Source organism: Streptomyces sp. ISL-11, assembly GCF_018614525.1.
Classification (GTDB): Bacteria; Actinomycetota; Actinomycetes; order Streptomycetales; family Streptomycetaceae; genus Streptomyces.
The window spans coordinates 62,120-80,873 of record NZ_JAGGOL010000034.1 but is presented as its reverse complement, the minus strand read 5'-3'; the positions used below and the strand labels follow the sequence as shown (position 1 = coordinate 80,873).

The 18,754-nt window shown below is 65.4% G+C and carries 24 protein-coding genes; 7 read left to right on the top strand and 17 right to left on the bottom strand.

The features are described 5' to 3' along the window. Positions 1-145 precede the first annotated feature (145 nt). Both J7E86_RS09955 and J7E86_RS09950 read left to right on the top strand, forming a co-directional pair. Positions 146-388, top strand: a complete 243-nt coding sequence (locus J7E86_RS09955) for a gliding motility protein (protein ID WP_215081192.1) — start codon at positions 146-148, stop codon at positions 386-388. Positions 389-419: 31 nt separating this feature from the next. After that, on the top strand, positions 420-668 hold the full coding sequence (locus tag J7E86_RS09950; RefSeq protein ID WP_215081191.1) for an antitoxin: 249 nt from the start codon (positions 420-422) through the stop codon (positions 666-668). A 129-nt stretch (positions 669-797) separates the two neighbouring features. Here the strand turns inward: J7E86_RS09950 and J7E86_RS09945 are convergent, their stop codons facing one another. From J7E86_RS09945 to J7E86_RS09930, 4 genes are all read right to left on the bottom strand, one after another. Continuing rightward, positions 798-1,508 carry a class III extradiol dioxygenase subunit B-like domain-containing protein gene (locus tag J7E86_RS09945; RefSeq protein WP_215081190.1) on the bottom strand — a complete coding sequence of 237 codons (711 nt, stop codon included), beginning with the start codon at positions 1,506-1,508 and terminating at the stop codon, positions 798-800. 31 nt (positions 1,509-1,539) lie between these two features. Beyond that, positions 1,540-1,941, bottom strand: coding sequence for a hypothetical protein (locus J7E86_RS09940; protein WP_215081189.1), 402 nt, complete (start codon positions 1,939-1,941; stop codon positions 1,540-1,542). A 46-nt stretch (positions 1,942-1,987) separates the two neighbouring features. After that, a complete protein-coding gene (gene miaB, locus J7E86_RS09935; protein WP_251018910.1) occupies positions 1,988-3,523 on the bottom strand; it encodes a tRNA (N6-isopentenyl adenosine(37)-C2)-methylthiotransferase MiaB in 1,536 nt (511 codons plus the stop codon). A gap of 121 nt (positions 3,524-3,644) precedes the next feature. Then, positions 3,645-5,330 (bottom strand): recombinase family protein, encoded by a 1,686-nt coding sequence (locus tag J7E86_RS09930; RefSeq protein WP_215081188.1) that lies wholly within the window; start codon positions 5,328-5,330, stop codon positions 3,645-3,647. Between the two features lie 166 nt (positions 5,331-5,496). Between J7E86_RS09930 and J7E86_RS09925 the strand changes: the two genes are divergently transcribed. Next, positions 5,497-6,030 carry a sigma-70 region 4 domain-containing protein gene (locus tag J7E86_RS09925; RefSeq protein ID WP_251018909.1) on the top strand — a complete coding sequence of 178 codons (534 nt, stop codon included), beginning with the start codon at positions 5,497-5,499 and terminating at the stop codon, positions 6,028-6,030. 80 nt (positions 6,031-6,110) lie between these two features. On the opposite strand, the gene J7E86_RS09920 is transcribed toward J7E86_RS09925, so the two are convergent. The 12 genes from J7E86_RS09920 to J7E86_RS09870 all read right to left on the bottom strand — a co-directional run bounded on the left by J7E86_RS09920 (position 6,111) and on the right by J7E86_RS09870 (position 14,540). Further along, positions 6,111-6,368: a hypothetical protein gene (locus J7E86_RS09920; protein ID WP_215081186.1), complete on the bottom strand. Its 258-nt coding sequence runs from the start codon at positions 6,366-6,368 to the stop codon at positions 6,111-6,113. A gap of 196 nt (positions 6,369-6,564) precedes the next feature. Then, a complete protein-coding gene (locus J7E86_RS09915; RefSeq protein WP_215081185.1) occupies positions 6,565-8,373 on the bottom strand; it encodes a DNA polymerase in 1,809 nt (602 codons plus the stop codon). 97 nt (positions 8,374-8,470) lie between these two features. After that, positions 8,471-9,019 (bottom strand): hypothetical protein, encoded by a 549-nt coding sequence (locus tag J7E86_RS09910; protein ID WP_215081184.1) that lies wholly within the window; start codon positions 9,017-9,019, stop codon positions 8,471-8,473. Beyond that, positions 9,012-9,590: a hypothetical protein gene (locus J7E86_RS09905; RefSeq protein WP_215081183.1), complete on the bottom strand. Its 579-nt coding sequence runs from the start codon at positions 9,588-9,590 to the stop codon at positions 9,012-9,014. The genes J7E86_RS09910 and J7E86_RS09905 overlap by 8 nt, the downstream gene beginning before the upstream one ends. Beyond that, the gene (locus J7E86_RS09900; protein WP_215081182.1) at positions 9,580-10,362 is read right to left on the bottom strand and encodes a metallophosphoesterase; all 783 of its coding nucleotides are present in this window, start codon (positions 10,360-10,362) and stop codon (positions 9,580-9,582) included. The genes J7E86_RS09905 and J7E86_RS09900 overlap by 11 nt, the downstream gene beginning before the upstream one ends. Further along, positions 10,355-10,984: a DUF3310 domain-containing protein gene (locus tag J7E86_RS09895; protein ID WP_251018917.1), complete on the bottom strand. Its 630-nt coding sequence runs from the start codon at positions 10,982-10,984 to the stop codon at positions 10,355-10,357. The genes J7E86_RS09900 and J7E86_RS09895 overlap by 8 nt, the downstream gene beginning before the upstream one ends. 5 nt (positions 10,985-10,989) lie before the next feature. Further along, a complete protein-coding gene (locus J7E86_RS09890; protein WP_374223783.1) occupies positions 10,990-11,580 on the bottom strand; it encodes a topoisomerase in 591 nt (196 codons plus the stop codon). Then, positions 11,504-11,893, bottom strand: a complete 390-nt coding sequence (locus tag J7E86_RS32015) for a CHC2 zinc finger domain-containing protein (protein ID WP_374223781.1) — start codon at positions 11,891-11,893, stop codon at positions 11,504-11,506. Before J7E86_RS32015 ends, J7E86_RS09890 begins: the two co-directional genes overlap by 77 nt. A gap of 123 nt (positions 11,894-12,016) precedes the next feature. Further along, the gene (locus J7E86_RS09885; protein ID WP_215081180.1) at positions 12,017-12,436 is read right to left on the bottom strand and encodes a hypothetical protein; all 420 of its coding nucleotides are present in this window, start codon (positions 12,434-12,436) and stop codon (positions 12,017-12,019) included. A 41-nt stretch (positions 12,437-12,477) separates the two neighbouring features. Beyond that, the gene (locus tag J7E86_RS09880) at positions 12,478-13,266 is read right to left on the bottom strand and encodes an AAA family ATPase (RefSeq protein WP_308312538.1); all 789 of its coding nucleotides are present in this window, start codon (positions 13,264-13,266) and stop codon (positions 12,478-12,480) included. A gap of 111 nt (positions 13,267-13,377) precedes the next feature. Beyond that, on the bottom strand, positions 13,378-14,163 hold the full coding sequence (locus J7E86_RS09875; protein WP_215081179.1) for a PD-(D/E)XK nuclease family protein: 786 nt from the start codon (positions 14,161-14,163) through the stop codon (positions 13,378-13,380). After that, entirely contained in the window at positions 14,160-14,540 is a 381-nt protein-coding gene (locus J7E86_RS09870) for a hypothetical protein (protein ID WP_215081178.1), read from the bottom strand. Before J7E86_RS09870 ends, J7E86_RS09875 begins: the two co-directional genes overlap by 4 nt. A gap of 205 nt (positions 14,541-14,745) precedes the next feature. Between J7E86_RS09870 and J7E86_RS09865 the strand changes: the two genes are divergently transcribed. Further along, a complete protein-coding gene (locus J7E86_RS09865) occupies positions 14,746-15,741 on the top strand; it encodes a zinc-binding alcohol dehydrogenase family protein (RefSeq protein ID WP_215081177.1) in 996 nt (331 codons plus the stop codon). A 100-nt stretch (positions 15,742-15,841) separates the two neighbouring features. Next, the gene (locus J7E86_RS09860) at positions 15,842-16,606 is read left to right on the top strand and encodes an IclR family transcriptional regulator (RefSeq protein ID WP_215081176.1); all 765 of its coding nucleotides are present in this window, start codon (positions 15,842-15,844) and stop codon (positions 16,604-16,606) included. Positions 16,607-16,670: 64 nt separating this feature from the next. Here J7E86_RS09860 and J7E86_RS09855 read toward each other — a convergent pair whose 3' ends face one another. Further along, positions 16,671-17,201: a hypothetical protein gene (locus tag J7E86_RS09855; RefSeq protein WP_215081175.1), complete on the bottom strand. Its 531-nt coding sequence runs from the start codon at positions 17,199-17,201 to the stop codon at positions 16,671-16,673. A gap of 428 nt (positions 17,202-17,629) precedes the next feature. On the opposite strand from J7E86_RS09855, the gene J7E86_RS32010 reads away from it, so the two are divergent. After that, positions 17,630-17,965 carry an HNH endonuclease gene (locus tag J7E86_RS32010; protein WP_374223780.1) on the top strand — a complete coding sequence of 112 codons (336 nt, stop codon included), beginning with the start codon at positions 17,630-17,632 and terminating at the stop codon, positions 17,963-17,965. A gap of 199 nt (positions 17,966-18,164) precedes the next feature. Then, entirely contained in the window at positions 18,165-18,602 is a 438-nt protein-coding gene (locus tag J7E86_RS09845) for a hypothetical protein (RefSeq protein ID WP_251018907.1), read from the top strand. The last annotated feature ends 152 nt before the right edge of the window (positions 18,603-18,754 follow it).

The window sequence follows — 18,754 nt, the reverse complement described above, 5'->3', positions numbered from 1 at the left end:
CGAGCGACGTGACGCGGCGCTGTCGGGTTCGTTGCCTGTTGCGAGGTTCCGAGAGCCGGTTCACGGGCCGGTGTGCGGCAATGGCGCAATGGGCCGCCCGGACGACGCGGGACTTCGCTCACACCAGTAAGGTAATGGAGTAGATATGGGCGTGTTTTCAAGGTTTCGCCGTAAGAAGGCCGAAGCGTCAACCGAGGAGGCGGCGACAGCCACTCTGACGGCGGAATCGGCCGAGGACGCCGGGACCACCGAGACCGCCGAGGCGGAGCCGGAGAAGTCCGGCGAGGCCAAGGCGGAGGCCGCGGCGGGCGAGGGAGTCGAGATTCCCAAGCAGCAGTCCGCGGAGAAGGCGGCGGACAGCGAGGCCGGTGAGGGCGCCCGTAAGTAGCTCTGACCAAAGGAAGACGAGGGAAGGCGCCATGGGCCTGTTGGACACTCTCAAGGCCAAGCTCGCCCCTGCGAAGGAGAAGGTCGGTGACCTCGCGCAGCAGCACGGGGACAAGATCGAGCAGGGGCTGGAGAAGGCCGCCAAGGCTGTCGACGAGAAGACCAAGGGCAAGTACAGCCGCCAGATCCGGACGGGCACCGGCAAGGCCAAGGAAGCCATCGACCGCCTCGCCGAGAAGGACGGGAAGAACGGCGGTGGTTCCGGGCCCACGGCCCCTTAGGACCTCATGCCGCGACGGGCCGCGGAGCGGATGCTCCGCGGCCCGTCGCGGTTGTCCCCGGTCACGGCCCGGGCGCGGCGGCTCAGGGCCCCGGCGGGCCCGTGGAGGGTCGTCGAGGGCCCCGGCGCGCTACGACCAGGCCGCGACGAAGTAGCCCACGCCGTACGGCGCCTCGTCGTACAGCAGCTCCCCGGTCAGCCCCGCGCTCTCGCCGGCGCCCGCGAGCACCTGCCAGGGCGCGCGACCGGCGGCCTTCAGCTCGTACGCGAGCTCCGCGTCGAGCGCCGCCAGGGCGGTCGTGTCGGCGGTTCCCAGGGCCCGCGCGGCGGCGGTGTCGAACGGCTCGGCGCGCTCGTCGAGGTAGCCCGGCGCCTTGACCGTCCGGCAGGCGCTCCCGTCGCCCATCACCAGGAGGGCGACGCGCTCGTCACCGGCGGCCAGCTCCCTGCCGGCGGCCAGGCAGCGCTCGGCCTCCAGCTCCTCCCCGACCCCCAGGCCCTGCACGGGCGCGGCGGCCCAGCCCGTACGGCCCAGCAGCCAGGCGGCGACGGCGAGGGACGGGGGCAGCTCCCGGCCCCCCGCGGGACCGCCCCGGCCGAGCCGTACATCGAGGTCCACGCCGACGCCACGGAAGGACCCGGCGGCGCCCTGGGGATACGGTCCGCGGCCGGGCGGGGCGGCGGGGCCCAGGACGATCAGGCGGTCGGGCCGCGCGGCCGCCAGCAGGCTCACGCCGTCGAGGCAGGCGGCACGGAGGCCGTCCAGCTCGGGCGCGGCCCCGGCGGCGACCTCCGGGACGAGCAGGGGCGGACAGGGGCACACGGCGGCGGCGACGAGCATGCGGGAACCCTAACAAGGGCCCCTGCGGGCGTCAGGGCAGATCGTCACGGCCCAGCCACGACGGCAGGACCGGCACCCCGTCCGGATAGCGCGGTATCTCGCCTTCCGTGGGCTTCGGCGCCGCGTCGGCGGGCTCCGGCTCGGGAGCCGGTGCAGGGGGGTCGCTGTCGGCCAGCAGCTCCGCCACCGTGAAGCGGGTGAGGAAACTGGTCCACTGTCCGTCCACGATCAGGTCGTATCCGTCCGTGGTCCGGAACAGCCGCCTGCGCTGCGGGTTCATCGGGTGCTGTGGCTCGTAGGACCGGGCGCGCGTCTCCAGCTCCCGCAAGGCGTCATCGCGGGAGCCGTCGACGTGCGTGATGACCGACCCGGCCGGCCGCTTGTACTCCCCTGACCCCACCGTCGTCTCGATGAGCAGACCCCAGGTCGTCAACGGCCCCCCTGGAGCCTCGGGCGGAGTTTCCTCCGGCGCGGATCCGTCAGTCGCAGCCGCAGCCCGCGGCCGCCGGGGCCGGGCTCGGGGCGGGTGCGCCGATGGCCGGGATGCCCAGCATCACGCCGGCCGGCTTCTGGGCCGGTGCGGCGTTGCGCTTCTCCCAGGCGTCGCCCGCGCGCGTGCGGCGCACGCCCTGGGCGGGGCCTTCGGCGAGCAGGTGGTGCGGGGCGGCGTAGGTGATCTCCACCGTGACGACGTCGCCCGGGCGGACCGGCTCGTCGGGCTTGGTGAAGTGCACCAGGCGGTTGTCGGGGGCGCGCCCGGACAGACGGTGGGTGGCACCGTCCTTGCGGCCCTCGCCCTCGGCGACCATGACCTCCAGCGTGCGCCCGACCTGCTTCTTGTTCTCGTCCCAGGAGACCTCCTCCTGGAGGGCGACGAGACGCTCGTAACGCGCCTGCACGACCTCCTTGGGGATCTGGCCCTCCATGGTCGCCGCGGGGGTGCCCGGGCGCTTGGAGTACTGGAACGTGAAGGCGTTCGCGAAACGGGCCTCGCGCACCACGTGCATGGTCTGCTCGAAGTCCTCCTCGGTCTCGCCGGGGAAGCCCACGATGATGTCGGTGGAGATGGCCGCGTCCGGCATGGCGGCACGGACCTTCTCGATGATGCCGAGGAAGCGCTCCTGGCGGTAGGAGCGGCGCATGGCCTTGAGGACGGTGTCGGAGCCGGACTGGAGCGGCATGTGCAGCTGCGGCATCACGTTCGGCGTCTCGGCCATCGCGGCGATGACGTCGTCGGTGAAGTCGCGCGGGTGCGGGGAGGTGAAGCGCACGCGCTCCAGGCCCTCGATCCCGCCGCAGGCGCGCAGCAGCTTGGAGAAGGCCTCGCGGTCCCCGAGGTCCGAGCCGTACGCGTTGACGTTCTGGCCGAGCAGGGTGATCTCGGAGACGCCCTCGGAGACCAGCGTCTCGATCTCGGCGAGGATGTCGCCCGGGCGGCGGTCCTCTTCCTTGCCGCGCAGGGCGGGGACGATGCAGAAGGTGCAGGTGTTGTTGCAGCCGACGGAGATGGAGACCCACGCGGCGTACGCGGACTCGCGCCGCGTCGGCAGAGTCGAGGGGAACGCCTCCAGCGACTCGGCGATCTCGACCTGTGCCTCCTCCTGGACGCGGGCGCGCTCCAGCAGGACGGGCAGCTTGCCGATGTTGTGGGTGCCGAAGACGACGTCGACCCAGGGGGCCCGCTTGACGATGGTGTCGCGGTCCTTCTGGGCGAGGCAGCCGCCGACGGCGATCTGCATGCCGGGCCGCTTCGTCTTCATGGGCGCCAGCCGGCCGAGGTTGCCGTAGAGCTTGTTGTCGGCGTTCTCCCGCACCGCGCAGGTGTTGAAGACGACGACGTCGGCGTCACCCTCCTCGGTGCCCTCGGGCGCGCGGACATAGCCCGCGTCCTCCAGCAGGCCGGAGAGCCGCTCGGAGTCATGGACGTTCATCTGGCACCCGTAGGTGCGGATCTCGTAGCTTCGAGTAACGCCCACTTCGTCCACTGCCCCGGTCCGGTCACTGCTGCTGGTCATTGCTCCAGAGTAAAGGGGGTCCGGTGAAGCTCCCGACCACGGCCCACGGGGCGCCCCGCGCTCGTCACCGAACGCGACACAGCCCCCGCTGGCGGGGGCTGCTCATGGGGGTGACGGGCTGCTAAGCGGCGGGGGCTTCCAGCCCGTCTGGTGACTCCGGGAGGGGTGGCGTCTTCGGCAGGTCCCGGCCCTGGAGGCGATTCGCCAGGTCTGGGCCGGGGCAGAGGAGAATCTGCGTCTCGCCCGCACCGGAGGCTCCCCCGCGGCCGGACTTCGGGCGGTAGGCGACGAGGGTGAATGCCCCACTCATCAGCAGTTGCCGTCGCGCGGCCCAGTCCGATCGCTCCCAGAGTTGTGCGTAGGTCTCCCCCGTACCCTCCCAGTGCCACTGGTCGGCACGCTGCGGCAGCTTGGCTAGGGTCTTCCGCTTCTCCCTCAGCTTCGCCATCCGGGACAGGTATGCCGCTTCGTCTTCGTCGTCCCAGTCCTCAGCTTCATCCTTCTCATTGGTGAGCCGCTGAATGGCTTCGCGGACGCGTGCCAGCTCTGCCGTGTGGTCTTCGCCAGGTATGAGGACCTTCCGCTGCACCTCAACGTCGCCGAGAATTCCAGGGAACGTGACGTACGCCGAGACGAGAGATTCCAGGAAATCCGCATTCAAGGCGGCAGCAAGACACACCTTATTCTTTTCCTTCACTTCAGGATTTCCGCAGCGGTAGTAGCGATACGGCTTCGGCCCACTGGCGAGCTTTCGCGTGACACGCCACAGGTGCAACTTGTGCCCGCAGTCGCAGAAGCCCACGTCGAGCAGCGGCGCAGCATCCTTAGTGCGGATACGCGTGCCCTTTCGATCCACCAGCTTTACCTGGAGACGCCGCCACTCGTCGTCGGTGACCAGGGCTGGGCCGACACGAATAGGCATCTCATCGTCCCCATAGACCACCTCGCCCTCATGAGACATCAGCCCCCGGATGGTCGGTGAGGTGAGGATCTTCCTGGCCGTCTCCGTGCACCACTTAGCACGCTTTCCCTTACGCTTCTTCGTCCCTCCAATCTCCTTGCCCTTCCTCACACGCTTGTAGTCACTGGGTGCGAGAATGTCTCGATCTTCAAAGTCGAGGCAGACCGAGTTCATGCTGTCGTTGGGGCCAAGCACTCGATCCACAAGTTCCCGGGCCACTTCATAGGCAGGCTCTCCGACGTTCGGGACCACGTCATCGTCAAAGTCGATCTGTAGCCCCTCGACCTCCGGGCAATCACAGGCGTGCCAGTCACAGCCTTCAACATGCTTCCGAGCGGGCACGGTCTTGTAGCCGAAGGTCGGCTCCCCACCGCTCCACCGGCCGAGGCTCCTCTTCTCTTCTCGGCCGGCCAGAACTCGGAGCTTGATCGTGGCGGCTTCCAGCTCGGCGAAGACCACGATGATCTGCGCAAGCGCCACGCCGATCGGGGTATTGAGATCGATGGGCTCAGTCGCACTGATCAGGTTCTTGGAGCGCCCGTCCGCCTTGCACCAGCGGATCATGTCCGCGAAGTCGATCACCGATCGCACGAAACGGTCGAGGCGCCAGAAGACCAGTCCGTCCCACTCATCCGGACGCTTGAGCCACTTAGCAAGCTCCGGGCGCTCAGCAGGACTGAACGTGCTCGCAGAGATGTCGAGGTCTTCGGCCCAACCGACGACCTCGGCCCCCCGCAGGCTGGCGATGGCCAGGATGGCCCGCCGCTGCACCTGGGGCGACGTCGACTCGTCAGTCTCCTTGCTGAGCCGGATGACTCCGATCAGTCGCTGGTGCTGCTTGAACACGTGCGGTGACTCCTTCGTTCTTTCTGGCTCGCAGGCCGAAGCCCTGCGGTGTCCACCTCATCGCAGAGACCTATTCATGTCAACCCTGGGTCTCCACCTCTGGGTTTCCACTTCAGGGCTGGGAGGTGTGAGGTAACTTCCTCGGATGCGGGAATGTGGAAGTGGCTTGGAGATCACCCAGCGCGTCGGGGCATGGATCGTGCGCATGTGGTGGCCGGACGGGGCAGTGACAGGAGGGCCGCAGCAGCTTTGGATCGAGCCAGCCGGCGACGCCGCGAACCGTGACGTGCTGCGGGGCATCTCCACCGCAGTACTTCGGGACTTCGACCTTGTAGGCGCCGTGGAGAAGGCCAGGGCCGCTACAACTGGGCCTGACACGCGACGCCAAGAGAGGGATCGCGAACTGGCGGGCCTCACAGCCACAGCACAAACGCTTTTTGCGAAGGCTGGGCTATCCGAGGAGTACCTCGCAGTGCTCGCTGCGATGTACAGATCCATCGCCGACAGCGGGGAGAAAGCTCTCGTCCCCTTGATCGCGAGCCAGCTCGGGCGGCCGGAGCAGACGATTAAGAACCACTTGAAGCGGGCTCGGAAGGACGGACTCCTGACGGCGGTAGCCGGAAAGGCCGGCGGGGAGCTGACGGAGAAAGCAACGGCGATCCTGGCGACCGTGGCGCCAGGATCGCGGCGTACGCCGTAGACGAGAAACACGCAGGGGCCCCGTGGGGCCCCTGCGTGCTACCTCACCGGCCGGACTGACGCAGCCGCCCAGCCTTTAATTCATTCATGGAGGACCCCGTCATCCCCCTCCGGCATGACGCAGGGGGGCCGGCCCATCTCTCCCGACCAGAAGTCGCCCGCCATCTCCTGGGCCAGGGCATGGGGTACCCCGTGCGCTACGGCGTCCTGGTAAATCACACCCGTGATGCGCGCCGCAAGGAGGGCCAACGTGCCGCGCTGCTCCAGCTGTTCGCGCCGAAGGTCATGGGTAAGGCCGTCGATGATCTGCTTGAAGGAGTCAAGCTCAGGCTCATCCATGGTCAGCCCTCGTTTCCGGGTCGCACGGGCTCGACGGCATCCAGGAACTCCCATACCACTGCTTGATGTATCGGCCCGCGGGGGTCGCAGCGGAGGCCGGCCTTCACTGCGGCAATGACAGCTTCTAGGTCGTCGGAGTCAAGGGTGACCTGAACAAGGTCGTTGCCTAGGTAGGTTGCGTACACGTTGCGCTCCTTCAGTGCTTGGTTTCGCCGCTGTAAAGGTCGCCCCAGGACCTGCCAGCGATCTCTGCTTCTGCGGGGATGACGAGCCCTTTGTAGGTGAACTCCATGAGCCGGGCCGTCTCGTGGGCCAGCTCCTCCGCTACTTCTTCGGGGAAGGCAAAGAGAATTTCGTCGTGGATGGGGAGCTTGATGTACTTGGAGTAGCCGTGTCGATCGAGCTCGATCATGGCTCTGGCCGTTACGTCTCGACACGAGGATTGAATGCGATAGTTGAGGGCCGAATAGGGCCTGTTCCGGTCGACGGGGAGTCGACGGCCGGTCGCCGTCCATATGTAGCCGTGCTGGCGGGCGTGGCGTTGCAGCTGCTCGGAGAACCGCTTGACCTTCGGGTAGGTCTCTTCGAAGCCGCGGATGACTTCCCTGGCTTTGGCGACCGTGATGCCGCAGGTCTCGGCGATGTTCCGGGGGCCGGAGCCGTAGACGTAGGCGAAGTTCACGGTCTTGCCGACGCTGCGGGAGACACCCGAAGCATCCGCAGTCATCTGGTGCAGGTCCAGGTCGTCGTGGAATGCCTTGAGCATGGTCTCGTCGCCGCTGTCCGCAGCGAGGAACCTGAGCTCCATGTTGCTGTAGTCGGTCGAGACGATCACGAAGCCCTCTTCCGCCTCGAAGGCTCCGCGCACGTACCCCGACCCCTTGGGGAAGGTCTGGGCGGGGATACTGCCAGCGATCGACATCCGGGCTGTCCGCGCACCGACGGTGTTAACGCTGGCGTGCACCTTGCCGTCGGGGCCGATGCCGGCCAGCGCTCGGTCGAACCACGTGGCCCGCCACTTCGCGGCCTTCTTGGCCTCCTTCACCGCGTGGGCCAGGGGGTGATCGATAGCGGTGAGGACGGCGTCGTCCATCGCGATGTTGCCCTTGGCGGTCGTCTTCGTCAGCCGTACGCCGAGGTTGGTGAACGCCTCGACGAGCTGGCGGTTGGAGCCCACGTTCTCGACCCCGTACTTCCGTGCCGTCGCCTCGGCGTCGCGCTGGGCCTCGGTCAGCTCGGCGGCCCGGTTCTCGACGTAGACCCGATTGACCGGCAGGCCGTTGCGCTCGTACTTGGCGGCGATGTGGGCGGTGCGGTGCTCCCACGAGATCAGGCCCTTCCGCCGAGACCGCTCGGGCACCTTCGGCATGAGGATCTTGAAGAGCCAGGCGGCCAAGATGGGGTCCATGCCGGCGTAGAGGTTGAAGCCGTGGTGCTGGAGCGGCACCGCCCGCCACACCTCGTCCTTCTTGACCTTCAGTTCGCGGGCGATGACGTTCATCGAGGACTTGACCTCGTCGGCGACCCTGGGGCACAGGTAGTGCCGGGTGAGCTCGACGAGCTTGTGCCCAGGACCTCCGTCGGCGACCGGCCGTGGATCGGCGAGGTGGGCGATCAGCTTCGTGTCCCAGGAGCGGGGTGCCAGCTCCTCCATGGCGATGCCGAGACACTGCTCCACCACGTGGAGGTCGAAGGACACGTTGTGGGCGACAAGGCGCTCGGCCGTCCGGAGCGCCCACCGGGTTGCTTCGGCGAAGTGACCCTCGGGCCCGTCGTTTTCGATCGGCAGGACGTAGGATTCGCGCTCGGTTCCGAACTGCGCGAGGCGCAGGCGGAACGCGCCGGTACTCGCCTGCCACCAGTCGAGCCCGGTGGTCTCGGTGTCCCAGGCGATGAGCTCGCGGTGGTCCTCGATAAACCGATGGAAGGCCGGGAGATCTTCCGGCGTCTCCACCACGTGGATGCGCACCAGGTGGTGCTTGATCTTGTACTCGATCAGCCGCAAGGCTCTGTTGTCCTTCTGTTTCTCGATCGGCCCTGCGTGCCCGGGGGCGGCATCGACGCCGCCCCCGGAGTTACTGGACAACCATGCGGTAAAAAAATTAGTTCTTGACCTCGAACCGGTTGGTCTTCTTGTTAAGGAAGGCGGCTCCGCACTTCTTCTCGCCGGCACGCTCATCGGCGTTGCAGAAGTACGCCTCCCACGTGCCCTTGGCCACATGCGTCCGGCCGTGGGGGCAGTCGGTTTCGCCCTGGTGCTCCCCGTCGCTCTTCGGCTGCACCTTGCCGCCTTCGAAACGCTTCGGTGCCGTCGTGGCCGGCTTGGCCGCGGCGCCCTTGTACTGCTGACGCGTGTACTGGGCCGCGTTGCTCGCGAGGTCGATGACGCCGTGTTCCCTGAGGGAATGCATCAGCTCTACGGCTCGTCGCGCGGTCTCGTCGGCAGTGGAGCCATAGATCGTTGGAGTGATCCACTCGCCCTCGAAAGAGGCGCTGGACTTGAAGGTCAGGCCGATCTTGAACGGGTTCATGGGGGCGGAGGTTGTGGGCACAGGCGGCTCCAGGGTGGTGACGGCGGCGGGCTCGGCCGGAAGCTCAGTGGGGGTCTCCCACGGGCTGACGTCCGCGAACGGGTCGGTGGGGTCAGTCACGAGGTTCCTCGATCTTCTTGGTGCGGATGTGGCGGTTCATGGCCTGAGTGAGGGCGTCGACGGCCCTGTTGGCGGCCTTGCGTTCGGCGTCGTCCTTCGGGGGGAGCCCGTAGACGTACACCCTCATGGCCAGGTCTCGGTACCGAGGCGTCAGCTTCTTCAGCCCGGCAGTGGCGTCGATGCGCGCGGAGACCAAGTTGTCGGAGACCTTGCAACGCAGGAGGTCATCCCGCTTGCCGAGCATTTCGCCCAGCTCCGTATCGGTGTACAGGAAGCTGCGCAGAGCCGCCCTTGCCTCGTCCGGGGTGTAGAAGTAGACGTCGTCCATGAGGTCGTAGTGCGCACGCTCCTTGGCCGCGTACCGCACACCGGCTGTCCAGAAGATTTTCCGGAGGAGGCTTTCGTCTCCGTACGCCGCTTCGATGTGCCGGCGCTCTTGGAGCGCGTGCAGCAAGATCTCCTGCTTGACGTCGTCGGTCTCGACAACGCACCACTTCTCGGCGATTTGACGGGCTACGCGGCCGGCCAAGTCCGCCAGGTAGCTCCAGTCGAGTTCGACGTCAGGCTGCATCGGGGGCCTCCTGGAGGTAGCGGTATCCGCCGTAGACGAACTCGTTGCCGTCGTCCAGGTAAACCACTTCGGGCTTGAAGTGGCCGTTGGAGAAGTGCAGGACGCCAAAAGCCTTTTGCCAGTTGCCAGGTGCGCCCTTGAGGTAGTCGGCGCAGTCTTCCCGCATCACATTGCCGACCTCGACGCCCCAGACCGTCCGAGGGCTGCCGATGCCGGTGGTCCACGGGATGGCCGCCGCGCGGTGGGTGTGGCCCATCACGACCGAACGCCCCCAGCGCTTTGCCGCGCCAAGTGCGGTGGCTCCCGCGTCCTGGCGGAGGCCGATGCGCCCGAGGTGTCCGTGCGTGGTGATGACGTCGGGGGCGACCTCGTAGAAGTCGGGGAGGCGTGTCACGCCGTGCTCGGTGAAACGGAGCAGGTTCTCCATCCGGAAGTGGTCGGAGGTGCCGAGCCCGGGGGCCCGGTTCTCGAGGTACCGCCTCGGCCGGAGGTCGTGGTTGCCTTCGTGAAAGCCGAAGGGGCCGTCGAATACCTCGCGGACGGGGATAATGAAGGACTGGCGGAGGTCTTCGGCTTCCTGCTCGACGCTGCCTTCGTACTCGGCACGGGTGCCGGCGGACCAGCGGCCCGGTGCCTCAAAGTCGCAGGCATCACCGATCTGGATGACCTCGTCGGGATCGATGTCGGCGATGAATGAGATGATTGCGTCGAGGGCCTGCTGATCGTGCTTGGGCGCCTGGATATCGGGCACCACGACCACGGTCTTATTCATTGTGCTCCTCCAGGGTGATCTTGCGGTTCAAATACCAGGCGGCCTTCTTCAGGTCCTGGAGGCTGTTGGTGTCTGGCTTGAGGCCGTAGCGCCAGAGGTACTTGAAGACGTTGCCGAGCAAGAAGTCGAGGTGCTGTGTGATATCGATGCACTCGATGCCGGATGGGTGCGAGGTGTAGTGGCTGGGCGAATTCACGTTGTCGCCCCCGGTGGATGTAGCCGTCGCCTTGACGGCGGCGAAAGCTGCCTTCATGGCCGCCTGGGACTCTGCGGAATCGGTGCCGTGATGGAAGCCGCCGGACTCCCGAAGCAGTCTCTGCCCGGGGCCCGGTTCGGGCTCTTGAGCGGATCCGGCTTCCTCCTGATCCCGGTCACCACGGTGCTTGCCCACAGGCGATTCCTCGTCCGGAAGGCCGCCCGCTGGCGCGTCGGCACGCTCCAGTTCCCTTTCGGCAAAACAGAGTTGGGAGCCGCCGTTGAGTTCGACGTCGTAGGGGTAGGGCTGGCTGTCCGGGCTGTAGATGGCAGAGATCCTGCCGACTCGGTTCTTGCTCAGTTCTGCCACGGCGTTCGGCGGCCCGGCGGCTTCAGGGGGAAGCACTCGGACCCAGTCTCCGACCATGAACTTCAAACGCCGACCCTCTCTCGGAATGCTGCAACTCCTTGCTTTTGAACGAATCCGTTGACGTCGAGGCCGTCAGGCATGGCGCAGGGGATTGCGTTCTCCAGGACCGTCGACATCTTGTCGGCGAAGTTCCGGCCGGCTTCGTCCCCATCGCCGAAGACGAGCGTTCGGTCGAACCCCTTGAAGGCCGGGGCGAAATGGGGCTTCCATGCGCTGACCCCAGGGACACCAGCAGTTGGGACTCCGGCCAGTTCGCCGGCCATGGCGTCGAGTTCGCCTTCGGTCAGGCCAACGTGCGGGCTTGGTGTGATCAAGGCTGCCGTGTTGAAGATCCGGGGCGGATCCCCCGGGAGCCCGAGGTATTTTCCGTGCCCTTCGTGCTGCTCCTTCTCCAGCCAGTCGCCCTCGGGGGACTTGGTGCAGCTATCGGCGATGCAGCGGAAGCGGATCGTTGCGACGGCGGCTGGGCCGCCGGCCGGGCGCAGGTAGGGAATGGCCAGGCGACCCGTGTACCGCTCATGCCCGGTTATCGCCGAAGCGACGTAGCCGAGTTTGAAGCGGCTGGCCACTTCCGCCAAACCGCGGTGCTCGATGTACCGTTCGGCCGGGCTCCCCTCGTAGCTCTCCGCGTAGCGTTTCGCCGCCTCGACCAAATCGCTCTGCCGCGAGGTCTGCTGATTCACGAAAGTTCATTCCTTCTTCGCGCTGGACTACATCCCATGAGTCCTCTGTGAGGGCGCAGGCGAAGCAGTGCCATTTGTTCTTCTGAGTGTTCACGGAGGCACTGGGATTTCTCTCAGAATGCAGAGGGCAAAGAATCTTCTCCCACTCGCCCGTGCCTCGGATTTTGACGTCGGGGTAGTAGTACCCGAATACGTCAGCGATCGGGGGCTTCGATCGGCGCATCGTCGACCTTGCGGATGCTGACCGGGAAGTCGTAGCGGCGGTGCGAGTCAACCCAAGTCTTTTGGTTCCCGCGCCAGTCCCGGGAGCGAAGGACGGTTGCGTGGACGTGGCCATGACGCTCAATCACTTGCTGTTCTTTCGTATTTCTCGTTCAAGATGGAGCTGGCGCGCCAACTCGTAGTTCTGCTTCAGTAGCTTGACTAGGCGCCAAGCGGGGAGCACCGAGTAGGCGTATCGGGCCTTCTTCATGCGGGCCTTGATGACGACGGCCCCGGACTCGGCGTTGGGGTGGTTCTGGATCTCGCGCTCCAGCTCCTTCATGAAGCCTGCGAGGTCGAACTTTTGAACGTTCTTCAGTTCCCAGACCCATGCGATGGGGCCCATCCGGATGTCCCCGCGGTCATTCACTCCGTAGACGGAGCCGTGCCGCTCGATCAGGTCGGCCACTTCGGGATATTCGGCAAACTCGGCGACGAGGTCCTCTACGAACTCTCGCTCAAACCTGTAGCCCTTGGCCTTGTTCTTCGTTCCTGCATTGCCCATATTACCCACCTTAGGGTTACTGGTCAACCTTGAGGGAAAAATTAAAAGGCGTGCTCGACATCACGGAGGCGGATGTTGGACTGATTGAATTCCAGCGCCGCATAGGTTTCTCCTGAGCTGTCTTCGAACCCCTCCCGGTTCTTGACGACGCTGACGTTCAACGTTCTGCCGGTCATCCCGTCAATCTCCTTGTGCATGGTGAGGATGAGCGAGGGGACGCGGCTGATCTTGCCGCGGAGTCCGCTCTGGGGGATCGGCTTGAGGCCGTCCGAAAACTCGCCGACAACGTGATGCATCGCCATCACGTGAGCATGCGTCTCCCGGGCCATCTCCGACAGGTAGCCGCACAGCCCTTCCAGCCCGAACGTGTACGACTCGGCGGAGTCAGCCGCACCGGCGTCCACATCGCTGAGGTTGTCCAGCACCACGAGATGTGGATATATGCCGAACACCTCACGGAAGCATTCGAGCAGCAGCTCCAGCGAGGCCGGCGTCGGCCGGGCCTCGAAGTTGAATCGGATCCACCAACGCTGAGCCAGGGCGGGCGCATACTCCGCGAAGTCACCTTCGTGCAGCTTCCGCTTGATGACTTTACTGTCAGCCCCCGTGATGATGGACGTCGCGCGACTGAGTTGCGTTGCCGCCGTGCTGTCCGCGGAGAAGTACAGGCAGGGGACGTTGCTTTGAATAGCTATGTTCACGGCCAGGACCGACTTGCCCGTGCCGGCCGCCGAGGCCACCACCGACAACTCGCCTCGCCGGAGCTCGGCCTCCAAGCGGGTCAACCCCTTGAAGGGGCTGGGTAGCGGCTCGCCGGCAGCTCCACGCACCCGCACCGACTGGGAAAGCGAATACAACGCCACTCCTGAGATAGTTACCAGTCAACCATCGGGTTGAAAATAAGGCCCCTGCGGGCCGGCATCGCTCACTTACAGTTTAGGTTACTGGACAACCTTGCGTCCAAATGAGCAGGCGTGTGACACGTCACAGAACCGGCAGTTGAAGCCGGGCTTGGCAGGAAAGTTACCCGCCTTCACGCCCGCATCCATGGCCGCGAAGCGCTCAGCCACCCGCTCCTCGGTCCCGTCGTCCAGCTTCACCGGTCGGCTAAGGCGCCCCGTCTTTGCGAGGTACCAGTCAGCCCGGTTCACTTCCTCGCCGAACTCCTTGCGGACCGCGACGGCGTAGGTCTCGAGCTGGAACCGGCTCTTCGTGCTACCTGTCTTCCAGTCCCGGGGCCGCACCGAGCCATCCGCATCCCGTACCAACTGGTCGATGTACCCCCGCACCTGCACCCCACCCAGCTCGGTCATGAAGCACAACTCCAATCCGGCACGACCGTCCGGGGCCACCCACGTCTCTGTGGGGTTTTCGGCGGCCCACCCGACGTAGTGCCGAACCTGCTCCCTGCCGACGACGTACCTGCGCTCGATGTCCGCGCCGCCCGGCAGGCCGGCGGCCAGCCACCGATCCGTATCAGGCTCCCTTTCCAGATCAGCGTTCACGAGCGAGCTGTACCGGTCCGAGAAGAGCTCAAGGCCCTCAGCGATGCTCATAGTGCGCTCAGACAGCTCGTACGCCTCCACGAAGGCATGGAAGGCGACTCCGTGATGACTCCACGCCGCAGGCCGCGGAGTCTCACGCCGTACCCGCTGAAGGTAGAAGCGCCAGGGGCACTCCTCGTACTGCTGCGTCTGGGAAACGCTGCGGGGCTGGGTCTCTATCACGCTTTGGCCTCCGTCTGGCTAGCAATCAGATGATGGGTATGCCAGGTACTCCCGGGCAAGTCCGGGTGCGCCTGCGGGACGTACTCGAAGCTGACCGTGTTCCGGCTCAAGCAGACGCCGTGATCCGCTTCAAGCGTGGCCAGTTCTTCCATGTCCTCGGTGTCCGTCAGGTCGGACATGAAAAGGCGGTAGTAGGTCACGTCTCCTACTCGAGCCAGGGTCACCACGACCCCGGTGGTGAGGAGCGCAAGATGGAAATCCGCTGACGACAGGTCAGTCAGCACACCGAGAGCGCAGTCGAGAATCGTGCAGCGCTCTTCGACAGCCGCATGCCCCATGAAACGTCCCCCTCCGGACGCGGTATCGGAGATGATCATCCCCCGAAAAGAAGATCACCGGTCAACCACGATCTTACACACGAACCCCCCGCAAGAATCCAGCTCATTCGGCCGCTGACCTGCCGTTTCCACCTTGGAAACGATCTCTCATATTGATCATTTCCAAGGTGGAAACGGGTCCTACCCACTCCATTCGTGAGCTTAGGATTACCAGGAACGTGTACATAGCAAGAGGCGGAAGAGCATGCGCAAGGTGGCGCGGAGACAGATGCGCGCAGTCATGGCCACGGAGCCGGGCGGCCCCGAGGTTCTGGAAGTGGTCCGGGTTCCGGAACCGGAGCCGAGACCTGATCACGAGCTTGTGATGGTGACGATGGCCGGCGTCAATCCCGCAGACATCCTCATGCGAGAGAACCAGTGGCTCGGCCCGATTCGGTTCCCTTTCGTCCCCGGTCGGGAACTCGTCGGTGTGCTGGACGATGGGCGCAGGATCGCCGGGCTCACCAGCAGCGGCGCATACGCTCAGAGGGCGCTGGTGGAGCGAGGGCTGTACTGGGAGATCCCCGACGAACTCACCGACGAGGACGCCTGCGGCCTGACACTGGACGGGCTGACTGCCTGGCACCTGCTGCACACGGCGCTGCGAATCGAGCGCTACGAGGTTCTGGTTGTCTCAGACGCCGCGAGCGCGGTGGGCTGCCTGGCCATCCAGCTGGCCAAATCCCACGGAGCGTTCGTGGTGGCGATGGACCGCGGCAAGCACCGGCTCCAGGCCGCACTCGACCTGGGCGCCGACGCGATCGTTGATTGCTCAGAGACCGACGGGCTGATCGACCGGATCCGTGAGGCAACCGGCGGTCTGCCTATTGATGCCGCGCTCGATCTGGTCGGCGGCGACATTTTCCCGGCCCTGTTCCAATCGCTGCGATTCCGAGGGCGCATAGTGGTCGACGGCTGCTCATCCCGGAATCGCGGTGACATTGCGTTCCGGGACCTGGTCTTCGGGTCGAAATCGATCATCGGCTTCTGGCTCCCCAATCTATTCACCGACCTGCATGCCATACATAACAGCATCCACACCATCTTTGCCGCTAAGGCAATTGGCGCTCTTTCCCTTCCAGTCGAGGCTCGGTACATGCTGGATGATGTGCGGTGGGCCCACCGCACACTGGTGCCCGGCAACCCCTCGCATGGGTACCCGGGGAAGACCATGCTCAACATGATCGGCTACTACTACTGAAGTCGATCAGCCGAACTGGGTAGTAACCTCGTTGTTCTTACAGCCGCTGAGCACTCGTCGGCTGTGTGAGAAAGCTCAGCACGTGCCCGAGGATCAGCCAATGAGCAGCAGCCCGCCACGCAGGGGTATCAGTCAACGCAACGCATATGCCGTCCAAGCGGCTTTCCTTAAGCTGCACGCAGAACGGCTCACGCCGTCCGAAATTGCGGCAGCCGTCGGCATCTCTGCGGCAACCGCTCACCGCGCCCTCCAGGCCGGGTGCGAACTCGGCACCTTCGCCACGGACGACCGCGGGCTTTACTGGCCGGGAGAGTCCTCGGCCATGCTGAGCATGCGTTGGCAAGGTCGCACCCCCGACCCGGATGCGACTCTCGCGGCTCTGGAACAGCTGCACAGCACCACGCTTGGCCTAGCCTGCTACTACGCCGCTAAAGGCAACGCCAGCACCCTCTTGCATTACGTAACCGGCAGCACTGACGTCAGCGGCCTGAACCCGCTCGCACTGGCCTCTGTGGGCAGTTCGCTGCGAACAGGCGCCTCCGGCAGGGCCATCCTGGCCCACAGTCCACTTCCCCTACGGACCCGTGTTCTCGCGGAGCCTGTGCCACGCAAGGCCGGCCCCGGCGCCATCCGCTCGGATGCCGAACTGTTGGCGTCCCTGGAGGAGATCCGCCGTCGGGGGTACGCCGTCGGCATCGAAGAATGCATCCTCGGGTGGGCGTCTGTCGCCGCTCCGGTGACGGAACACAACACCGCTCTTGGCGCTGTCCTGCTGCTCGTACCCATCACCGAGATGCCCGACGATCCCAGCGCCCTGGCGGCACACACCATGCAGACCGCCAAGGCCGTGAGCACGTTCTTCTGAGGGTCCAAGGCAGCAAGCGAGCCGTCCGCCCACCCCGGGCTGACGGCTCGTTCTCTGAATGAATTTATTCGCGGTCGCGCTTCTTACGATCGATGGCATCCTGCACCTGATCCCGCTCCTCCGCCTCGGCTTCTGGGCTTTTGAGCGTGATCAGCGGGAGATCTGCGGGGGCCGGCAGGTCCCTGTCGGCTGGCCACCGGAAGAAGAGCTGACCGTCTGTCTCTTCCCGCGCTCTGAACAGCCAGCCCTCGGTGGTGGCGGGGTCGTAGTCCAGGACCTCGTCCCGGAGGCGCCTGGCGATGCGGTCGGCCCACTTCATCTGTGCGTCCGTGAGGGTGTCGTCCATCAGCCGCCGCCGCATGAGCGCCTTGACGCACTTAGCCACGTACGCCTTGTGGTGGTGCCCGTCCACCATCTGCCAAGGGATGAGCGCAGCGACCTTCTTGGCGTTGGTCTGCGCCATGTATGGGGCCATGACCTTCGACACTGCCTGTTTCGAGACGCCGTAGCGTGCCGCGATATCCGGCTGGCTCATGCCGCCGTCGTACAGCTCCAGGAGCTTGACGATGCTTGGCAATACCTGATCGGCAGGCACGGACTCCCCCTCCGGTCGATGGCTGCCCTGGTCACGGTGTGATCTACACAATAGCGCCAGCGGGGTCACCGAACAACTTTCAGCACTAGGGACAGCCACCCCGTGTGATACGGGTCTCACTTCCCAGGGTGGTGTCCGGAAACACGCCGACCGGACACCGACATTAATAGTGAGACCGAGTGAAACGAGGTCGAACGACTAGGCAAGGCAAGACGCTAACTCATTCTGATCTTGACTTCAAAACCTCGTTAAGAGGTCGTTAAGACTTCTCTCTGTTGATCTCCTGTTTGATCGAGTCAACTCTCCAGTCCAGATCCAGAGAGAACGGAGCCCCGGAGCCAGATACGCAACCTCCGGGGCTCCAGAACTTCCAAATACATTACTCGAACTCCTGTACGACCTTCTTGATCCTTTAGCTTGTCGCGGAGGTGCACCCCATACCCAGGGCCAAACAGATTTGCCTGGTGGCCGGCTGCACCTCCGCGACGCAGCGCGCAGGCCGCTGCGCGAGCCACCAGCGCCCCCACAACTGGGGCAACGCGTCAGCGCGTAACCGGCAACGCCCGAGCGATGCCACGTCCAGGCGTTCCCGGGCCCTCGCCCGGGACCGGTTCCGGTGCCAGTTCTGCGGCAGCCGCCAGGAACTCGAAGTCGATCACATCGTGCCTGTCGCCCGGGGAGGGACCTGGGCCCCGAGCAACCTGCGCACTCTGTGCCGCCCGTGCCATCGCCAGAAGACCCACGAGGACCGCATCGGCTCCTAATTAATTCATTCAGCTGGAGGCTCATCATGTCCGCCGACTGCGACGGCCTGTGCGCGGGCTGCACCTGCCCGTTCCCCCCGTCGTTCCCCAAACGGTCTGGCAGGTCGGCAGACAAGCGGCAGTGGCGCCGAGATGCGAGGGAGAACCTGTTCGAACTGGCGGAGATCCATGGCATTGACGCCCAGGCGGTGAGGCTGTAATGGTCGCTCGCCGCGGGCCAGCGCCCAAGCCGAACGCCGTCCGCAGAAACACCACACATGCCCTCGGCAGCCATTCACTGACCGAGGAAGCCGCCGAGGGGCGGATGCTGCCGAAGTCGCTCGGCATCCAGACTGCCGGCGCCCGTCGCTTTTGGAAGACGTGGTCCTCGGCACCCCAAACCCAGCACTGGGCCGAAACGGACTGGGCGGAGCTGGAAATCACCGTGAAGCTCGTGGACGCCTTCTTCGCGGGTGACACGAAGTTGGCTGGTGAGATCCGACAACGCGTCGGCAAATGGGGCGCGACAACGGAGGACAGAGCCAGATTGCGTATGTCCTTCGAGCAGCAGGTGCGCGATGGGCACGAAGAAACCAAGGAGCCCCCGTCGGGGGTTACAAGCATCGACCGGTACAGGCAGGCGTTCACAGCCCCTTGAGGCCCGTAAGGGGGATGAGTGTCGCAGACCGGCAACATCCCCCAGCAGATGCCCGAACGGACCCTCGCCTGGGAGATTTTGGCCTGGGCCGAGCGCTACATCGTCCAGCCGGACGGCGAACACGCCGGCACTGCCTGGCGGTTCACCAACGA